The 15,564-nt window shown below is 63.4% G+C and carries 15 protein-coding genes; 3 read left to right on the top strand and 12 right to left on the bottom strand.

What is annotated here, in order from left to right:
* Nucleotides 1-414: 414 nt before the first annotated feature.
* The 9 genes from I6F33_RS20770 to I6F33_RS20730 all read right to left on the bottom strand — a co-directional run bounded on the left by I6F33_RS20770 (nucleotide 415) and on the right by I6F33_RS20730 (nucleotide 10,005).
* Entirely contained in the window at nucleotides 415-1,197 is a 783-nt protein-coding gene (locus I6F33_RS20770; RefSeq protein WP_225144019.1) for a fumarylacetoacetate hydrolase family protein, read from the bottom strand.
* Nucleotides 1,197-2,216, bottom strand: coding sequence for a 2-dehydropantoate 2-reductase (locus tag I6F33_RS20765; RefSeq protein ID WP_225144018.1), 1,020 nt, complete (start codon nucleotides 2,214-2,216; stop codon nucleotides 1,197-1,199). The genes I6F33_RS20770 and I6F33_RS20765 overlap by 1 nt, the downstream gene beginning before the upstream one ends.
* Before the next feature lie 180 nt (nucleotides 2,217-2,396).
* A complete protein-coding gene (locus tag I6F33_RS20760) occupies nucleotides 2,397-2,825 on the bottom strand; it encodes a CBS domain-containing protein (protein ID WP_225144017.1) in 429 nt (142 codons plus the stop codon).
* Nucleotides 2,826-3,000: 175 nt separating this feature from the next.
* The gene (oxlT, locus tag I6F33_RS20755) at nucleotides 3,001-4,323 is read right to left on the bottom strand and encodes an oxalate/formate MFS antiporter (RefSeq protein ID WP_225144016.1); all 1,323 of its coding nucleotides are present in this window, start codon (nucleotides 4,321-4,323) and stop codon (nucleotides 3,001-3,003) included.
* A 244-nt stretch (nucleotides 4,324-4,567) separates the two neighbouring features.
* Nucleotides 4,568-5,860, bottom strand: coding sequence for an oxalate/formate MFS antiporter (gene oxlT, locus I6F33_RS20750; protein ID WP_225144015.1), 1,293 nt, complete (start codon nucleotides 5,858-5,860; stop codon nucleotides 4,568-4,570).
* 408 nt (nucleotides 5,861-6,268) lie between these two features.
* On the bottom strand, nucleotides 6,269-7,768 hold the full coding sequence (locus tag I6F33_RS20745; protein ID WP_225144014.1) for a tripartite tricarboxylate transporter permease: 1,500 nt from the start codon (nucleotides 7,766-7,768) through the stop codon (nucleotides 6,269-6,271).
* A 42-nt stretch (nucleotides 7,769-7,810) separates the two neighbouring features.
* Nucleotides 7,811-8,308 carry a tripartite tricarboxylate transporter TctB family protein gene (locus tag I6F33_RS20740; RefSeq protein ID WP_036005718.1) on the bottom strand — a complete coding sequence of 166 codons (498 nt, stop codon included), beginning with the start codon at nucleotides 8,306-8,308 and terminating at the stop codon, nucleotides 7,811-7,813.
* A gap of 85 nt (nucleotides 8,309-8,393) precedes the next feature.
* Nucleotides 8,394-9,398, bottom strand: a complete 1,005-nt coding sequence (locus I6F33_RS20735; protein ID WP_036023325.1) for a tripartite tricarboxylate transporter substrate binding protein — start codon at nucleotides 9,396-9,398, stop codon at nucleotides 8,394-8,396.
* A gap of 469 nt (nucleotides 9,399-9,867) precedes the next feature.
* On the bottom strand, nucleotides 9,868-10,005 hold the full coding sequence (locus I6F33_RS20730; protein ID WP_167361641.1) for a hypothetical protein: 138 nt from the start codon (nucleotides 10,003-10,005) through the stop codon (nucleotides 9,868-9,870).
* Between the two features lie 252 nt (nucleotides 10,006-10,257).
* Here I6F33_RS20730 and zigA point away from each other — a divergent pair, with 252 nt between their 5' ends.
* Nucleotides 10,258-11,463, top strand: a complete 1,206-nt coding sequence (gene zigA, locus I6F33_RS20725) for a zinc metallochaperone GTPase ZigA (RefSeq protein ID WP_225144013.1) — start codon at nucleotides 10,258-10,260, stop codon at nucleotides 11,461-11,463.
* Between the two features lie 123 nt (nucleotides 11,464-11,586).
* Entirely contained in the window at nucleotides 11,587-12,912 is a 1,326-nt protein-coding gene (locus tag I6F33_RS20720; protein ID WP_036023319.1) for an Hsp70 family protein, read from the top strand.
* Between the two features lie 41 nt (nucleotides 12,913-12,953).
* Here the strand turns inward: I6F33_RS20720 and I6F33_RS20715 are convergent, their stop codons facing one another.
* Nucleotides 12,954-13,532 (bottom strand): cytochrome c, encoded by a 579-nt coding sequence (locus I6F33_RS20715; protein ID WP_225144012.1) that lies wholly within the window; start codon nucleotides 13,530-13,532, stop codon nucleotides 12,954-12,956.
* A gap of 152 nt (nucleotides 13,533-13,684) precedes the next feature.
* Nucleotides 13,685-14,128, bottom strand: a complete 444-nt coding sequence (locus tag I6F33_RS20710; protein WP_036023321.1) for an SRPBCC family protein — start codon at nucleotides 14,126-14,128, stop codon at nucleotides 13,685-13,687.
* Nucleotides 14,129-14,387: 259 nt separating this feature from the next.
* Between I6F33_RS20710 and I6F33_RS20705 the strand changes: the two genes are divergently transcribed.
* A complete protein-coding gene (locus I6F33_RS20705) occupies nucleotides 14,388-14,633 on the top strand; it encodes a hypothetical protein (RefSeq protein ID WP_036005707.1) in 246 nt (81 codons plus the stop codon).
* 109 nt (nucleotides 14,634-14,742) lie between these two features.
* Here the strand turns inward: I6F33_RS20705 and I6F33_RS20700 are convergent, their stop codons facing one another.
* Nucleotides 14,743-15,429 carry a hypothetical protein gene (locus tag I6F33_RS20700; protein ID WP_225144011.1) on the bottom strand — a complete coding sequence of 229 codons (687 nt, stop codon included), beginning with the start codon at nucleotides 15,427-15,429 and terminating at the stop codon, nucleotides 14,743-14,745.
* Between the last annotated feature and the right edge of the window lie 135 nt (nucleotides 15,430-15,564).

Raw genomic sequence — 15,564 nt, 5'->3', positions numbered from 1 at the left:
GTTTCGGAGCGCGACCGACCCTTGGTGCCGACAGGGCCCGCTGGGCTTGCCGGGAGCGCGCAGCACCGGGATTCCGTCAACGCCAGGCGCTGCGGGAAGATGCGAGGTGGCGCCCACGTTCCTGTGCCGGCCCGCTTGCACCAGGCCAGCCGCCAGCGCTAGGACGAAGCAACGTGCCCTGGGGCTATCGCTTCCCGAGCAAGTTCGACCGAATCCTATCGGCGAACCAGACCACGAAGATCGCGGCGAACGAGAGAGCGAAGTACAGCACGGTCCACAGCAGTGCGTTGCCGGCATTCGACATGTGCGTCCTCCCTTGCATCAGAAATCAATCTTTTGCCGGGGAGGGTAGCCTTGGCCGCGACGGCGGGTTTGCGCCAGATCAATTTTGCTGCTCTGCGGCGGCGAAAAAGTCTACAGCCGAAATTCGTTGGTGAGCTCGCCGATGCCGTCGATCGCGACGGTCACCGTGTTGACGGGCTCCTTCATCACGCCGACGCCGATCGAGGTGCCGACCGCGATGAGGTCGCCGGGCGAGAGGGTCATGTCGTGGGAGATCCTGCTCACCAGCTCCTGCGCGCTGAAGATCATGTCCGAGATCGGGTAGTTCTGCCGCTCCGCGCCGTTGAGGATGGTGCGAACCGTGAGTTTTGCCGGATCGAGACCGGTCGCGATCACGGGACCGAACGGGCCGTAATCGTCGATGCCCTTGGCGCGGGCCCATTGGGCGAAGGTGGGGTCGCGCGTCAGGATGTCGTTGGCGGTAATGTCGTTGACGCAGGTGTAGCCGAAGATGAAGCCGTCGGCCTCATCTGGCGAGACACGGGCGCAGGTCCTGCCGATGACAATGCCGAGCTCGCCCTCATAGGTGGTCTTGCCGTCGTAATAAGAGGGGCGGCGGATCACGGCGCCGGGTGCGGCGATGCTGGTGGTGGCCTTGAGCAGGTACAGCGGCTCCGGCGGTTCAGGCTGGTTCAGCTTGGCCGCGAGCGCGTGGAAATTATTCCAGAGCGCGACGATCTTGCTGGGCACGCAGGGCGCAAGCAGCTCGACCTCCGAGAGCGCCAAAATCTTGCCCGTTGCGGCGTTGCGACCGAACATGTCGCCCTCGTGCACGGTGATGCCGGAGGACGTCAGCGTGCCGAAGCCCGTCGTCCCGGCATGGCGGAAGCGCAGCCATTTGGTCACGCTCGTCATCACGCCACCGCCAGTGCGCGCGAATCAGCCGGTGTCGAGACGCCGTCATAGAGGCCGGCGATGCGGGCGCGCTGCGTCACCATGGCCAGCACCGAATCCAGCGCGGGCGTCGGAATACCGGTGAGCCGGCCCATCTCCTGCACCACGGTGACGAGCGGATCGATCTCCATCGGGCGGCCGCGCTCGAGATCCTGCAGCATCGAGGTCTTGTGCGCGCCCACCTTGCGCGCCCCCTCGATGCGGCGCTCGACGTCGACGCGGAACTTGACGCCGAAGGTCTCGGCGATGGCTTGCGTCTCCACCATGATCGCGCGCGACAGCGCGCGCGTGGCGGGATCGGTGCAGATCACGTCCAGCGTGGCGTGGGTCAGCGCGCTGATCGGGTTGAAGCAGACATTGCCCCAAAGCTTCAACCAGATCTCGTCGCGGATGCGGTCGAGCACGGGAGCCTTCAGGCCGGCGGCGGCGAAGAGATCGGCGAGGCGCTGCACGTCGGAGGTGATCTCGCCCGAGGGCTCGCCGAGCGGAAAGTTGTTGCCGTAGACGTGGCGGATCACGCCGGGCGCCTCGATCTCGGTGGCGGGATAGACGATGCAGCCGATGGCGCGCTCGGCCCCCAGCTCACCCCACTGCCGGCCGCCGGGATCGATGCTCTCCAGCGTCGAGTTCTCGTATTGGCCGCCGTGCTTGTAGAAGTACCAATAGGGAATGCCGTTGACGGCGGTGACGATGCGGGTGTGAGGCCCGAGCAGCGGCTGCATCTTTTCGATTACGCCGGTGATCGAATGGGCCTTCAGCGTGATGATGATGAAGTCCTGCACGCCGAGCTCGGTGGGGTCATCGGTGCAGCGCGGATGAACGGTGTGCTTTTCCTCGCCCGCGAGCAGCGTCAGGCCGCGCTCGCGCATGGCGGCAAGGTGCGCGCCGCGTGCGATCAGGCTGACGTCGGCGCCCGCGCGCGCGAGCTGAACCCCGAGATATCCGCCGATCGCGCCGGCGCCGTAGATGCAGATCTTCATGAAATCCTCGCGAGCAGAGACGGATTTTGGGACGAAAGATCCGGTCCGGCTCGGAAGGATCCGAGCCGGGGCCGGCAGTCGCAGGGGGAAGTTTTGCCGCTCTAAAGCGCGATGCGCTTTAGTCTATTGTTTGAGCATGATCTTGTCGGAAAACCGCTGCGCGCTTTTCCGGATCATGCTTTAAGCCGCCGCTTGCGGCGTGCCGTTGAGCGCCTCGTCCATCGCCGCGGCGATGTCGCGCATGCTGATGACGGAGACGAGGCTGTAATCGTCGATCACGGGCAGATGGCGGATGTGATGACGGTTCATCAGATGCCGGACGTGCTCGATCGTGTCGGTGGAGGTGCAGGACACCAGCTGCTGCACCGAGACCAGCTGGGAGACCTTGACGTTGACGGCGCCCGCGCCGTGCTCCGCGACGGCGCGCACTACGTCGCGCTCGGTGAACATGCCGACCGTGGTGTTGCCCTCGGAGCGGACCACATCCTTGACCACCAGCGCGCTGATATTGTTGGCGCGCATCAGCTTGGCCGCGATCCCCACCGTTTCGTTCATACGTACCGTGACAACGCGCGGCGTCTTCTTGCGCAGAATGTCTCCGACCAGCATTGCAACCTCCCTGGGTGAGTGGTGAGGAAGTGTGGTATACATAATGCCAATCGTCAAGCGCTGGATTTGGCGGATCCGAAAAATCTTGCGACAGGCGTACTGACATTATCGCCGTGCCCCAAAAAGAAAGGGGCGCATCGCTGCGCCCCTTCGCAAGCCGGCAAGGTTCAGCCGCTCACGCCGTCTCGGTCTTGGCAGTGCCGGTCGCTTTGTCCGTGCGCTCGGCTTCCTGGCCGTGGATGAAGGCGCGGCGCAGCGGCTTGATCACGAGCAGCGCCATCAGCGCCGCCATGGCATTCAGTGCCACCGCCAGCACGAACACGGCCTTCCAGCCATAGGCGGTCGAGATCACGCTCGCGAGCGGGACGAGCAGGGAAGCCGTGCCCTTCGCAGTGTAGAGCATGCCGTTGTTGGTGGTTGCGAACTTCGCACCGAAGGTGTCGCCGCAGGTCGCGGGGAACAGCGAATAGATCTCGCCGAACACGCCGAAATACACCGCGGTCGCCAGCACGAAGACGACAGGCACCCGGCCATAGGCCGAGAGCGTCAGCAGCATCAAGGCGGCGGTGCCGAAGGCGATGAACATGGTGGGCTCGCGGCCGATCGTGTCGGAGACCCAGCCGAAGAAGGGTCGCCCGAATCCGTCGAAGATGCGGTCGAGCGAGATCGCGAAGGTCAGCGCCGCCATCTGGAAGCCGGCGAGCGTCACCGGCGTGTTGGCAATCCCGAAGTCGTGTGCGATCGGGGCGATCTGCGCCGCAGTGATCAGCCCGCCGGAAGCGACCATGACGAAGACGAGATACATCGCCCAGAAAACAGGGCTGCGCAGCACTTGCGGCGGGGTGAAATCGATCCTGGTCTGCGGCAGGTTGATCTGCTTCTTCTTCGGCGGAATGGAGAGGCGCGGCGGCTGGATGAAGAAGGCGAGCACGAACACGACGAGGCCCTGGGCGATGCCGAAGCTGAGGAAGGCGTGCTGATAGCCGCTCGAGGCGATCATGCTCGCGATCGGCACGATGGTGATCGCGGCCCCTGCGCCGAAGCCGGCAGCGGTCGCGCCCGCCGCGAGGCCGCGGCGGTCGGGAAACCATTTCAGCGCGTTGCCGACGCAGGTGCCGTACACGGCACCCGCGCCCATGCCGCCGACGATCGCCGCCGCATAGAGCAGGGTAAGGCTGTCAGCGGAGGCGTTGAGGATCCAGGACAGTGCGATCATCACGCCGCCGAACATGATGACGATGCGTGGGCCGTATTTGTCGACGAACCAGGCCTCGACTGGCACCAGCCAGGTCTCGGTGACGACGAAGATGGTGAAGGCGAGCTGGATCGCGGTGCGCCCCCAGTGGTGGGCGGCATCGATTGGATCGACGAACAGCGTCCAGCCATACTGCAGATTGGCGATCATCGCCATGCAGACGATGCCCATGCCGAGCTGGAGCCAGCGGAAACCGGTGCGAAGCGGCGCGGCGGTGACGGCGCCGTCCGGGCTGGAAATCATCGAGAACCTCCCAGCGCCTGATTGTCCGTGACACAGGATCGCAAGACGACCTGGTGTCGCGAGTATTGTGGCTTATCGTCGCAGGCGCGACGCGGAGTTTGGTATACGATATTCCAGATTGCAAGCCCTAACTTGTCACTTCTTGGTGGCCCCGCCCGCGCCCCGGCGAGGCGATGCGACGATCGCCAAAGAAAAACGCCCGGCCGTGAGGCCGGGCGTCGTGCTTGCTGAATTGTATCGCCGGTCAGATCGTCGATTTCGCGACCACGACCTTGCGCCAGGGCTTGAGCACCGCGATCGCCAGCACCGAAGCCAGGATGTTGGCGCCGGCCGCGATGATGAACACGCTGTCCCAGGTCCCCGACGATTGCTGCATGTAGTTGGCGATCGGCACCAGCAGCGCGGCGGTGCCCTTCGCGGTGTAGAGCAGGCCGGCATTGGTGGTTGCGAACTTGGTGCCGAACGTGTCGGTGCAGGTCGAGGGGAATAGCGAGTAAATCTCACCCCAGGCGAAGAACACGAAGCCCGAGAGCAGCACGAACCAGACCGGATCGTGACCCCAGAGGTAGAGCATCCAGATGCCGAACCCTTCCATGCCGAAGGCGATGAACATCGTGTTCTCGCGGCCGATCATGTCGGAGATCCAGCCGAAGAACGGACGCGTCAGGCCGTTGAGCACGCGGTCGATCGTGGCCGCGAAGGTCACCGCCGTCATCGTCACCGCCATTAGCGTGACCGGGACGCTGTCGACCTTCCAGTCAACCGCGATCGGCTTCAGGTTCGCGGTGACCATCAGTCCACCCGCGCCGACGATCACGAACATGAAGTACATCAGCCAGAAGATCGGCTGGCGCAGCACTTCGGTCGGCTGATAGTTGCGCCGGGTCTGGATGATATTGGCATTCGCCACCACGTGCGGCACCTGGCCCGCTTTCGGCGCGAGCAGGAAGAAGGCGAGGAGGCAGATGATGATGCCTTGCCCGAGGCCGAAATAGAGGAAGGTGGTCTGGAATCCGCTGTCCTTGATCATGGCCTGGATCGGCGCCACGGTCAGCGCGGAGCCTGCCCCGAAGCCGGCCGCCGTGATGCCGGCCGCAAGACCGCGCTTGTCCGGAAACCATTTCAGCGCGTTGCCGACGCAGGTGCCGTAGACGCCGCCGGCGCCGATGCCTGCGATGATCATGCCGAGATAGTAGCCGTTCAGCGAGGTCGCCTGCGCGTTGATCGCCCAGCCGATAGCGCAGAGCACGCCGCCGACCAGCACCACGATGCGCGGGCCGTATTTGTCGACGAACCATCCTTCAACCGGCACCAGCCAGGTCTCGAACAACACGAAGAGCGTGAAGGCCCATTGGATCGAGGCACGATCCCAGCCGAACGTCTTCTGGATGTCGGGGACGAAGAACGTCCAGCCATATTGGTAGTTGGCGATCATCACCATCGCCGCCACACCGATCGCCAATTGCGCCCAGCGATAGGCATCGCTTACGCGCGCGGCACTCGGGGCCGCTGCTGCCGACTGCACCATGTCCGTCATCAAAAACCCTCCCAAACGCGCCCATCATTTTTATGCATGCGCTGGCGCGCACTCTGGTATGCAATATGCCAAGATTCAAGCGAGGACGGAAGGGTGCGGCGAAATAGCGCGGGCTTGTTCACATGCGCTATGAGCGCGGAAATGTAAAGCCCGATCGCGTCGGCGTGATGGCGGCGATTGCAGTTGATTAAAGCTAAGAGGCTGTTTTTACAGCGCTTTATCTCGGATCGGCGACGTCGCGGGGCGTTGTTGAAAGCCTATGCACTTGGCGTTCTTGCAGGCCTGCATTGGTCGCGTGCGCCGAGGCGCCGTCGGCGGGGACGGCGCAATCTCTGGAATTCTATATTCCAGAAGTCTGGAGTGCGGCAATTTGGCGTCGGTACCGATGCGGATTGCGCAGATCCCGCCTCACGCCATCGACGTGCGCAGCCGGCTGTAGCCTTCCTGGATCGCGGACCAGAACAGGGCGACCAAGCCGAGCGCCATGATGGTGCTGACGAGGCCGTTGGAGAAGAGCACCCCGAGCGATCCTTGCGAGCCCAGCAGCGATTGTCGGAAGGCTTCCTCGGCCTTGTCGCCGAGCACGATGGCGAGCACCAGCGGCGCGAGCGGGTAATTGCACTTCTTCAGGAGATAGCCGATCACGCCGAACACCAACATCAGCATCACGTCGAAGGTGCTGTTGTGCACCGAATAGGCGCCGATCGCGCAGAGCACCAGGATCAACGGCGCGATGATGCCGAAGGGTACGCGCAGGATCGCGGCGAAGATCGGCACGCAGGTGAGTACGACGATGAGCCCGACGAGATTGCCGAGATACATCGAGGCGATCAGGCCCCAGACGAATTCCTTCTGCTCGACGAACAGCATCGGGCCAGGCTGCAGGCCCCAGATCAAGAGGCCGCCGAGCAGCACGGCGGCGGTCGGCGAGCCCGGCACGCCGAGCGACAGCATCGGCAGCAGCGCCGCGGTGCCGGCGGCGTGTGCGGCCGTCTCCGGCGCGATCACGCCCTCGACCTCGCCCTTGCCGAAATTGTTGCCGCGTCGCGCCAGCCGCTTGGCGATGCCGTAGCTCATGAAGGAAGCAGGCGTCGCGCCGGCCGGGGTGACGCCCATCCAACAGCCGATCAGGCAGGACCGCAGCGATGTCATCCAATAGGCGGGCAACTCGCGCCAGGTCTGGAGCACGACACGAAGGTTGATGCTGGCTTTGCCGCCGCGGAAGGCGAGCCCTTCCTCCATGGTCAGCAGGATCTCGCCGATGCCGAACAGGCCGATCACGGCGATCAGGAAGTCGAAGCCGTTGAGCAGTTCGGTGATGCCGAAGGTCAGCCGCAATTGTCCGGTGATCGAGTCCAGCCCGACCGCCGCGAGCGCAAAGCCGATCATCATTGCGGCGATGGTCTTGAACGGCGGCTCCTTGCTGAGGCCGACGAAGGAGCAGAAGGCGAGGAAATACACCGCGAACTTCTCCGCCGGCCCAAATCGAAGCGCAAAGCCCGCGACGAGCGGCGCAACCAGCGTGATCATGACGACGGCAAACAGCGCGCCGACGAAGGAGGAGGTAAAGGCCGCCGTCAGGGCCTCGCCGGGCTTGCCCTGCTGGGCCATCGGATAGCCGTCGAAGGTGGTCGCCACCGACCATGGCTCGCCAGGGATGTTGAACAGGATCGAGGTGATGGCTCCCCCGAACAATGCGCCCCAATAGATGCAGGACAGCATGATGATGGCCGATGTCGGCGGCATGCTGAAGGTCAGCGGAAGCAGGATCGCGACGCCGTTGGCGCCCCCGAGCCCCGGCAGCACGCCGATGAGGACGCCGAGCGTGATGCCGATCACCATCAGCATGATGTTGTAGGGCTGCAGGGCGACCGCGAAGCCGTGAAACAGATTGGCCAACTCTTCCATGTCAAAACGTCCTGCAGCAGCAATTGAATGGGTGGATGGGTCTCACAGGCCGAGCCATTCCTCGAGCGGCCCCTTGGGCAGAGGGACGAGGAACCAGCGCTCGAAAACGAGGTAAGTCACGACCGGCATGCCGACCGCCACCGCTGCGACGGTCAGCCAGCGATAGCCGCCGAGCCAGCGCATGAACCAGGCGATGAAGAGCATTGAGCCGACGTAAAGGCCGATGAACGGCATTGTGCCGACGTAGATGGCGGTCGGCACCACGACGCTCATGACCTGGCGCAGCTGCCCCCATTCGGCGAACAACCGTCCGTCGTCGTCGCGCTGCGCGTTCCAGACGTTGATCGCACTCGCCGCGACGATGGCCGCGCCGATATAGAACGGGAAAAATCCGGCGCGCGGCCCCTCCGGGCCCCAATTGATGCCGGCCTTGAGGCTGCCGAAGATCACGATGAGGCCGAACACGCCGATCAGCAGCCCCATGCCGATTTCCAGCGTCTTGTGGGCGGGGCCGGATTCGGCTCGGGATCGTTCAGTCATGAGGCCTCCAGGCGGAAATGCAGTCTTTCGCAGTCGCTGCCGGCGCGAGGACGCACAGCATCCTCGGCCGTCATCGATGCCAGGCTCAATTCGATGCGAGGAAGCCGGCTTCCTTCATCAGGCTTTCGTGCCGCTTCTCCTCCGCCTCGATCCACTTGGCGTAATCGGCGCCGGTCAGGAAGGTCGTGTTGAAGGCGCCGCTCTTCATGAACTCCTGCCACTCCGGCGTGGCGCGGACCTTCTTGAACAGCTCGACGTAATATTCGACCTGGTCCTTCGTGGCCTTGGGCGACATGAAGATACCGCGCAGCATGAGATATTCCATCGCAAGGCCCTGCGACTTGCAGGTCGGAATGTCCTTCCAGGCCTTGCCGTCGGCGATCGGCTCGTCATAGGCCATCGGCTGGGCGTCGAACACGCAGAGCGGACGGAGCTTGCCGCCGCGCCATTGCGCGACCGCCTCGATCGGGTTGTTGACGGTCGAATCGACGTGGTTGCCGACCAGCTGCACCGCGACTTCGCCGCCGCCCTTGTAGGGAATGTAGGTGAACTTGGCGTCGATGGCCTTCTCGATCCCGACCGTGATGATCTGGTCTTCCTGCTTGGATCCAGTGCCGCCCATCTTGAACGTGCCGCTTGGTGCCTTCTTCGCGGCCTCGACATAGTCTTTCACGGAGCTGTACGGCTTCTCGGCATTCACCCAAAGCACGAACTCGTCGAGCGCGAGCATCGCAACCGGAGTCAAATCCTTCCAGTTGAAGGGGATGCCCGTCGCCAGCGGCGTCGTGAACAGGTTCGACAGCGTGATGATGATCTTGTGCGGATTGTTCGCCGACGTCTTCACATCGAGGAAGCCTTCACCGCCTGCGCCACCGGCCTTGTTGATGACGACCAGCGGCTGCTTCATCAGATTGTGCTTGGTGACGATGCCCTGGATGGTGCGCGCCATCTGGTCGGCGCCGCCGCCTGTGCCCGCGGGCACGATGAACTCGACCGGACGGACCGGCTCCCAGGCGGCACGGCTAGCGGTGCTGCTCGCGCACGACATCACCATTGCCGCCAACGCGACATTCAGAACGAATGGCTTCATCTTGTTCACTCCCTGTCGAACCCTCAACGCAGCCGCTCTTTGTCGGCTTGCGTTAGCCCATCCCGAGTCACATGCCCCGGGATTACCCTTGCGGTCTAGCACCCATGGCAGTCCCGATAGAAACTGTATGAGCAGGGATAACGCGCGGCATCCGCATCTTTCGGCTAAGGCTTCGCCAAGGGCGCGGCAAAACTTGCCACTCGGCCTTCCGTCCTGCGTTACGCTTCCCCGTCCTTACACTTTTGAATCGTGCAACCATTCTTGTTTGAATGGATGGTATGCGAAATGCCAGTAGACAAACAACCGGAATCGTCGGTTGGCCTCGGCGGACCAATCGTCGCAGTTCCGCTCGCCTGCGAGGGAGGGCGCTGCCAAACAGAAATGGCCCCGACAGGCGGGGCCATTTGGTCAAATACCGTGTTTTTGGCTTCTGTGCCGTCGCCCGTTCGGTGAGGCAGCGAAGGCCTTCTTACAGGCCGAAACGCGGCAAGTCCCCGTTGCGATTGGAGATTTCGGCGCTCGCCAGCAGCAAGCCGTCGATCGCGGCCATCAGGCGGGCGAACAGCGAGGAGGAGGGCGCAAGAGCGACGGAAGCGGTCTTGGACATCGGAAATCCCTTTCTTGAGAACAGTCAGTCTTGCTGTCTCATTTCTGGGAACAATCTATGTATGCCAGATGCCAGCGTCCATGCTCTTGTTTGCATAGCAGCATTCTTTCTTCCGCATTGCGGCATCGGCGGTGAACCGAGCGCCTTGACAGGGTCAGGTCGTATAGCGAATGTAATGTTATAACATTACATAGTGAGATGCCGTGTCTCGTCGTCCTCGGCCCATCCCCCTCAAGAGGCTGTTCGATCTCCATGCCCAAACTCCCCGTTACCGTCTTGTCCGGCTTCCTCGGGGCTGGAAAGACCACTTTGCTGAATCACGTCCTGAACAATCGGCACGGCTTGAAAGTGGCGGTAATCGTGAACGACATGAGCGAGGTGAACATCGATGCGGACCTGGTCCGCGATGGTGGTGCCAACCTCTCGCGGACTGATGAGAAACTGGTGGAGATGACCAACGGTTGCATCTGCTGCACCCTGCGCGACGATCTCCTGAGGGAAGTACGTGCGCTCGCCGAAAGCGGGCGCTTCGATTATCTGCTGATCGAATCGACGGGCATTTCGGAGCCGCTCCCGGTCGCAGCGACGTTCGATTTCCGCTCGGAAGAGGGCGAAAGCCTCTCCGATATCGCCCACCTGGACACGATGGTGACGGTGGTCGACGCCGCCAACCTGCTGAAGGACTATTCCTCGACCGAGTTCCTCGGCGAGCGCGGCGAGGCGCTGGACGGCGACAAGCGGACGCTGGTCGATCTCCTCGTGGAGCAGATCGAGTTCGCCGACGTGATCGTCCTCAACAAGGTGGACGATGCCTCGCCGCAACAGCGCGAGGCGGCACGGCAGATCATCCGCTCGTTGAATCCCGAAGCCGACATCATCGAGGCCAATCATAGCCGCGTGCCGTTCGACCGCGTGCTCAACACCGGCCGGTTCGACTTCGAGAAGGCCCAGCAGCATCCGCTCTGGTACAAGGAGCTCTATGGTTTCGCCGACCACGTGCCTGAAACGCAGGAACATGGCGTGAAGAACTTCGTCTACCGCGCCCGCCGGCCGTTCGATCCGGCGAAGTTCGACAAGTTCGTCAAGGCATCCTGGCCAGGCGTGATCCGGGCGAAGGGTCATTTCTGGCTGGCGACGAGGCCGCAATGGCTCGGCGAGATCAGCCAGGCGGGAGCGATCGTGAGGACCGAAGCGCTGGGGTTCTGGTGGGCGAGCGTTCCAAAGGAGCGGTGGCCGAACGATGAGGCCTGGCGCAAGCGGCTCGACCAGTATTGGGACAAGCTGTACGGCGATCGTCGCCAGGAGATCGTTTTCATCGGCACCGGCATGGACGAGGCCGAGATCCGTGGCAGGCTGGACGCATGCCTTGTCCCTGATACGTCCACCATGGACATCGCCGCATGGTCCGCTCTCGCCGATCCGTTTCCGGCCTGGCGTCGAGGCGATCAGTCCAACTGATCGACGTGCCTGCCAGCCACGCGACGTGAGGTCCGGGCTCGACCATCTCGGACCAGGTCTTGCAAGGGGACGGCAAAGCCGTTAGTGCTCTGCCCCCTTTCCAAGCATCATTCAGAGTGGTTCATGTCGAGCGCCTCGCCCGCCGTCTCGATCGGCATCGATTTTGGCACGAGCAACACGGTTGTTGCGCTGGCGGCGGACGACCGCCGGGTCGAAGCCATTCGCTTCGACCATGGCGGGCAGCGCCACAGCGTCTACGTGTCGGCCCTGTGCTTCTGGGAGGACCGGCCGGGCGCCGGTGCCCAGGCCGAGGGCGGGCCATGGGCGATCGAGCAGTTTCTCGAAGGACGCCACGTCTACCGCTTCCTGCAATCGTTCAAGACCTTCGCAGCGAGCTCGAGCTTCAACACCACGCAAGTCTTCCGGCAGCGCTACAAATTCGAGGACATCCTGGCGGCGTTCCTGCGCACGCTGGCGCGCCATGGCGGGGACAAGTTCGGCTTCGAGGCGGCGAACATCACGGTCGGCCGCCCTGTGCGCTTTGCCGGCGGCAATCCCGACGAGGCGCTGGCGATGCAGCGCTACCGCGCCGCGTTCGAGCGCTTGGGCGCCGGCCACGCGCGCTATGTCTACGAGCCCGTGGGCGCGGCATTCTCGTTTGCCCGCAGGCTGGAGCGCGATGCCACCGTGCTGGTGGCCGATTTCGGCGGCGGCACCAGCGACTTTTCCGTGATGCGTTTCTCGCGTACGGGCGGCGTTCTTCGCGCCGAGCCGCTCGGCCATGCCGGCATCGGCGTTGCCGGCGACACCTTCGACTATCGCATCGTCGACCACATCGTGTCGCCGCGGCTCGGCAAGGGCTCCAGCTTCCGCTCGTTCGACAAGGTGCTGCCGGTCCCGACCGGGCACTACACGAACCTGGCGCGCTGGCATCAGCTCGCGATGATGAAGAGCAACGGCGATCTGCGCGAGCTCCGCGAGCTCGCGCGCACCGCGCTGAAGCCCGAGCTGCTCGAGGACTTCATCACTATCGTCGATCTCGACCTCGGCTTTGCGCTTTACCGCGCGGTGTCCGACGCCAAGGTGGCGCTCTCGGCGCAGGACGAGGTGGACTTCCGCTTTAGGGGCGGCGGCGTCGACATCGGCGCGGCCATCACGCGGAAGAAATTCGAAGCCTGGATTGCCGACGACATCGCCCGGCTGGGTGCCACCGTCGACAAGGTGCTGGCCGAGGCCCGCATCGCCTCGCGCGAGGTGGAGAAGGTGTTTCTGACCGGCGGCACCTCGTTTGTGCCTGCGGTCCGAAAATTGTTCGCTGACCGCTTCGGCAACGAGCGCCTGATGTCCGGCGACCAGTTCGAGTCGATCGCCTATGGCCTGGCGCTGATCGGGCACAGTCCGGATCCCGAGCGCTGGACGGCAGGCGGAGGGCCTGCCGCGAAGGCATAGCAGGCGGCGTTCGGTGTCTGTGCGGCGACGCTGTTCGATCGCTATTTCTGCTGAATTCGGTTCAGGTAGTCGATCACCGCGAGAATGCGAGTCCGCACGACGACCTCCGGGTTCTGCTGCGGCCCTGCCTTTTGCCAATAATAGGAATCGACGGCGTGAGGCAGGTTGACGATGGGGTTGAACCGCTCGCCCCAGATCGGCATTTCACGGGTGCCGTGCGCCGGGACCGATTTCGATCCGTATATGGTTTCGTAAACGGCGTTGGTGGGAAACACCCCGTTGTTGTTCCTGGTCAACATGGTCAAGTCGGAAGGCCGGGTCTTGAGCTGGCTGCTGACGGGTCCGCTGCCCCTCGCATCGGCGCCATGACAGCTCGCGCAGGAAGACTGAAATTCCGCCTTGCCGATATCGACGTCTTCGCCCTTGGCCGCGGTGACGAAACCGGCGGCAACACCGGCAATGATCAACCATTCGACAGCAGATCGCATCATTTCGCCTCCGACGCGCGCAGGGAAGACTTCTGCTCCTAGCCGCTTCGCCGTCTTGACGGCTTGATGCATATCAAGACCGCACACCAGTGCCGCCGCGTGGGCAAAGGCGCGCTCCGCCGTGCGCGCCATCTGGCAAGTGCCGTTGGGTGGGCAAAGACGCGCTCTTCGCGCGCCGTGCCCACCATCTTTGCGAGGTTGAGAGACCGTTGGTGGGCACGCTTCCGCCTTCGCTCGTCGAGCTACGGCGGACAAGTCGCTTTGCCCACCCTAAGATACTGACCCTATTCATTGATCTCCGGCTCGACGAGCCTGGCCAGATTACGCAGCGATTCCTGCCAGCCGAGATAGCACGCCTCCGGTGGAATGACGTCGGGGATACCGGCCTGCGTGATGTCGATCTCGGTGCCGACCGAGACTTTCTTCAGGATCACGGTCACCTGGATTTCGCCGGGCAGGTTGGGATCGTCAAATCTGTCGGTGTAGCGGAGACGTTCGCCCGGCACGAGCTCGAGATATTCGCCGCCGAACGAATGGCTGTTGCCCGTCGTGAAGTTCCGGAACGACATCTTGAACGTGCCGCCGACCTTGGGCTCGAAATGATGCACGGTGCAGGTAAAGCCGTTCGGCGGAAGCCATTTCGCCATCGCGTCGGCTTCCAGGAAGGCGCGATAGACTTTCTCCGGGCTGGTGGCGAGAACGCGGTGCAGGCGGACGGTATTGGGCATGGTTGTTATCCTCAGTGTTGATGGGCCCGAGCTGGCCTCTATGGCCCATTCATGTCACGAGGACGACCGGGACGTCGCTGATCCGACAGGACTTTGCGGATTTTTTGTCGCGGGTGCCGGGACCGCGAACCCTCATATGCGAGAACCCTGCCTGCGCAGGGACCGCAGAGCGCAGAAGCTCTCTCCTGGTTTAACCGCGCACGTGAGGAACACGGAGCGTATCGGCTTGTTGTTGGCAGTCAGAACAGGAGACAGTCAGATGATCAAGAAGCTCATGCTGGGCGCAGTGATCGCCTCGATGATGGGATCCACCGCAATGGCGCAACCCAGTCAGCAACAGGGAGGCGCGCAATCCGGGGTGGGCGGAACAAGCGACACCACGAAGAACAATGACAAAACCAAAGGCGGCATGACGACCGGGACCTCGTCGACCGGCACCACGGACGGCTCGGGCAGCAGCACCCCTGGCGGACAATCCTCCAAGAAGAGCTCGACGCCCAAATGAGTTCAGGAGGCGCTCATTGTCGGTCTACGACCAAACGATGGGCGCAAACTTCAAGCCGCGGCAAGGAAGTTCTTTGCGGAGCAGCGGCGCTCTCTTTGATCGGCTCGGCCTAGGCCCCAACGTCATTCGGTGTCATTGTGAACGCCAATCTGTAACGACCTGGCGTCGGACCATCCTGCGCGCCCGCTCTTTGAAGCGATGGCGGCGAGAGCTGTCCGGCGATGACAGCGTCAACCGCATCGATATCGTAACCTGACACCAGAATGATCCAGTCGGCGGCACCGTCATTGCCGCGGATTTGCTGTTCAGTGGTGGGCGAACTCGTCTTGGGCGTATCGGTCAGGAGGAGGTGGGCGCCCGTCAGCCCCGGCTTGGAGGCGAGAGCGCCAAGCGTATCGAGAAGGCGCGCCTGCAGCTCGGCGGCCCGTCCGTTGAGCGGCGACAGCCTGATGGTGGCGAGCGCGCCTGCGATGCCGCCGCCAAAGCTCGCGGCGATCCGGCACTGGCTGCGCACCATGCCGAGATGATGTGGCATCATCTTCGTCGACCACGGCGTCGGCGCATTGAGCCGGTCGAGATATCCCTTCGACGTAAGGACGTCGTAGTGCTCGAGCTCGTAGAGCACGAAGAAGCCCTCGGCATCCGTCGCGCTGGTCCAGCGCGAACCCCGGCGAAAGCCGGGAATGCTCATCCGCTCGGGAAAGTGCTCGTGCGAATGCCAGTCACCGAACTCGCTGCGCTGCTCCGGGCGGACACTCCACCACATCGCGACGGCGGCCTTGCCGAGCAGTGACATGCTGACCTCCCTGCCTTGCGCGGGGCTACCGCATTTGAAAGCTTCTCCTTGCTGCCATCCTTCGAGACGCCCGCTTTAGGCGGGCTCTCAGGATGAGGGCGGAGTGCGCGCAGGCCGCCACTAGTCATATGCGAT

This window comes from Bradyrhizobium sp. BRP20 (genome assembly GCF_020194215.1).
Taxonomy (GTDB): Bacteria; Pseudomonadota; Alphaproteobacteria; order Rhizobiales; family Xanthobacteraceae; genus Bradyrhizobium; species Bradyrhizobium yuanmingense.
Note: the sequence above shows the minus strand (reverse complement) of the source record. Positions and strands in the feature narration are given on the sequence as shown.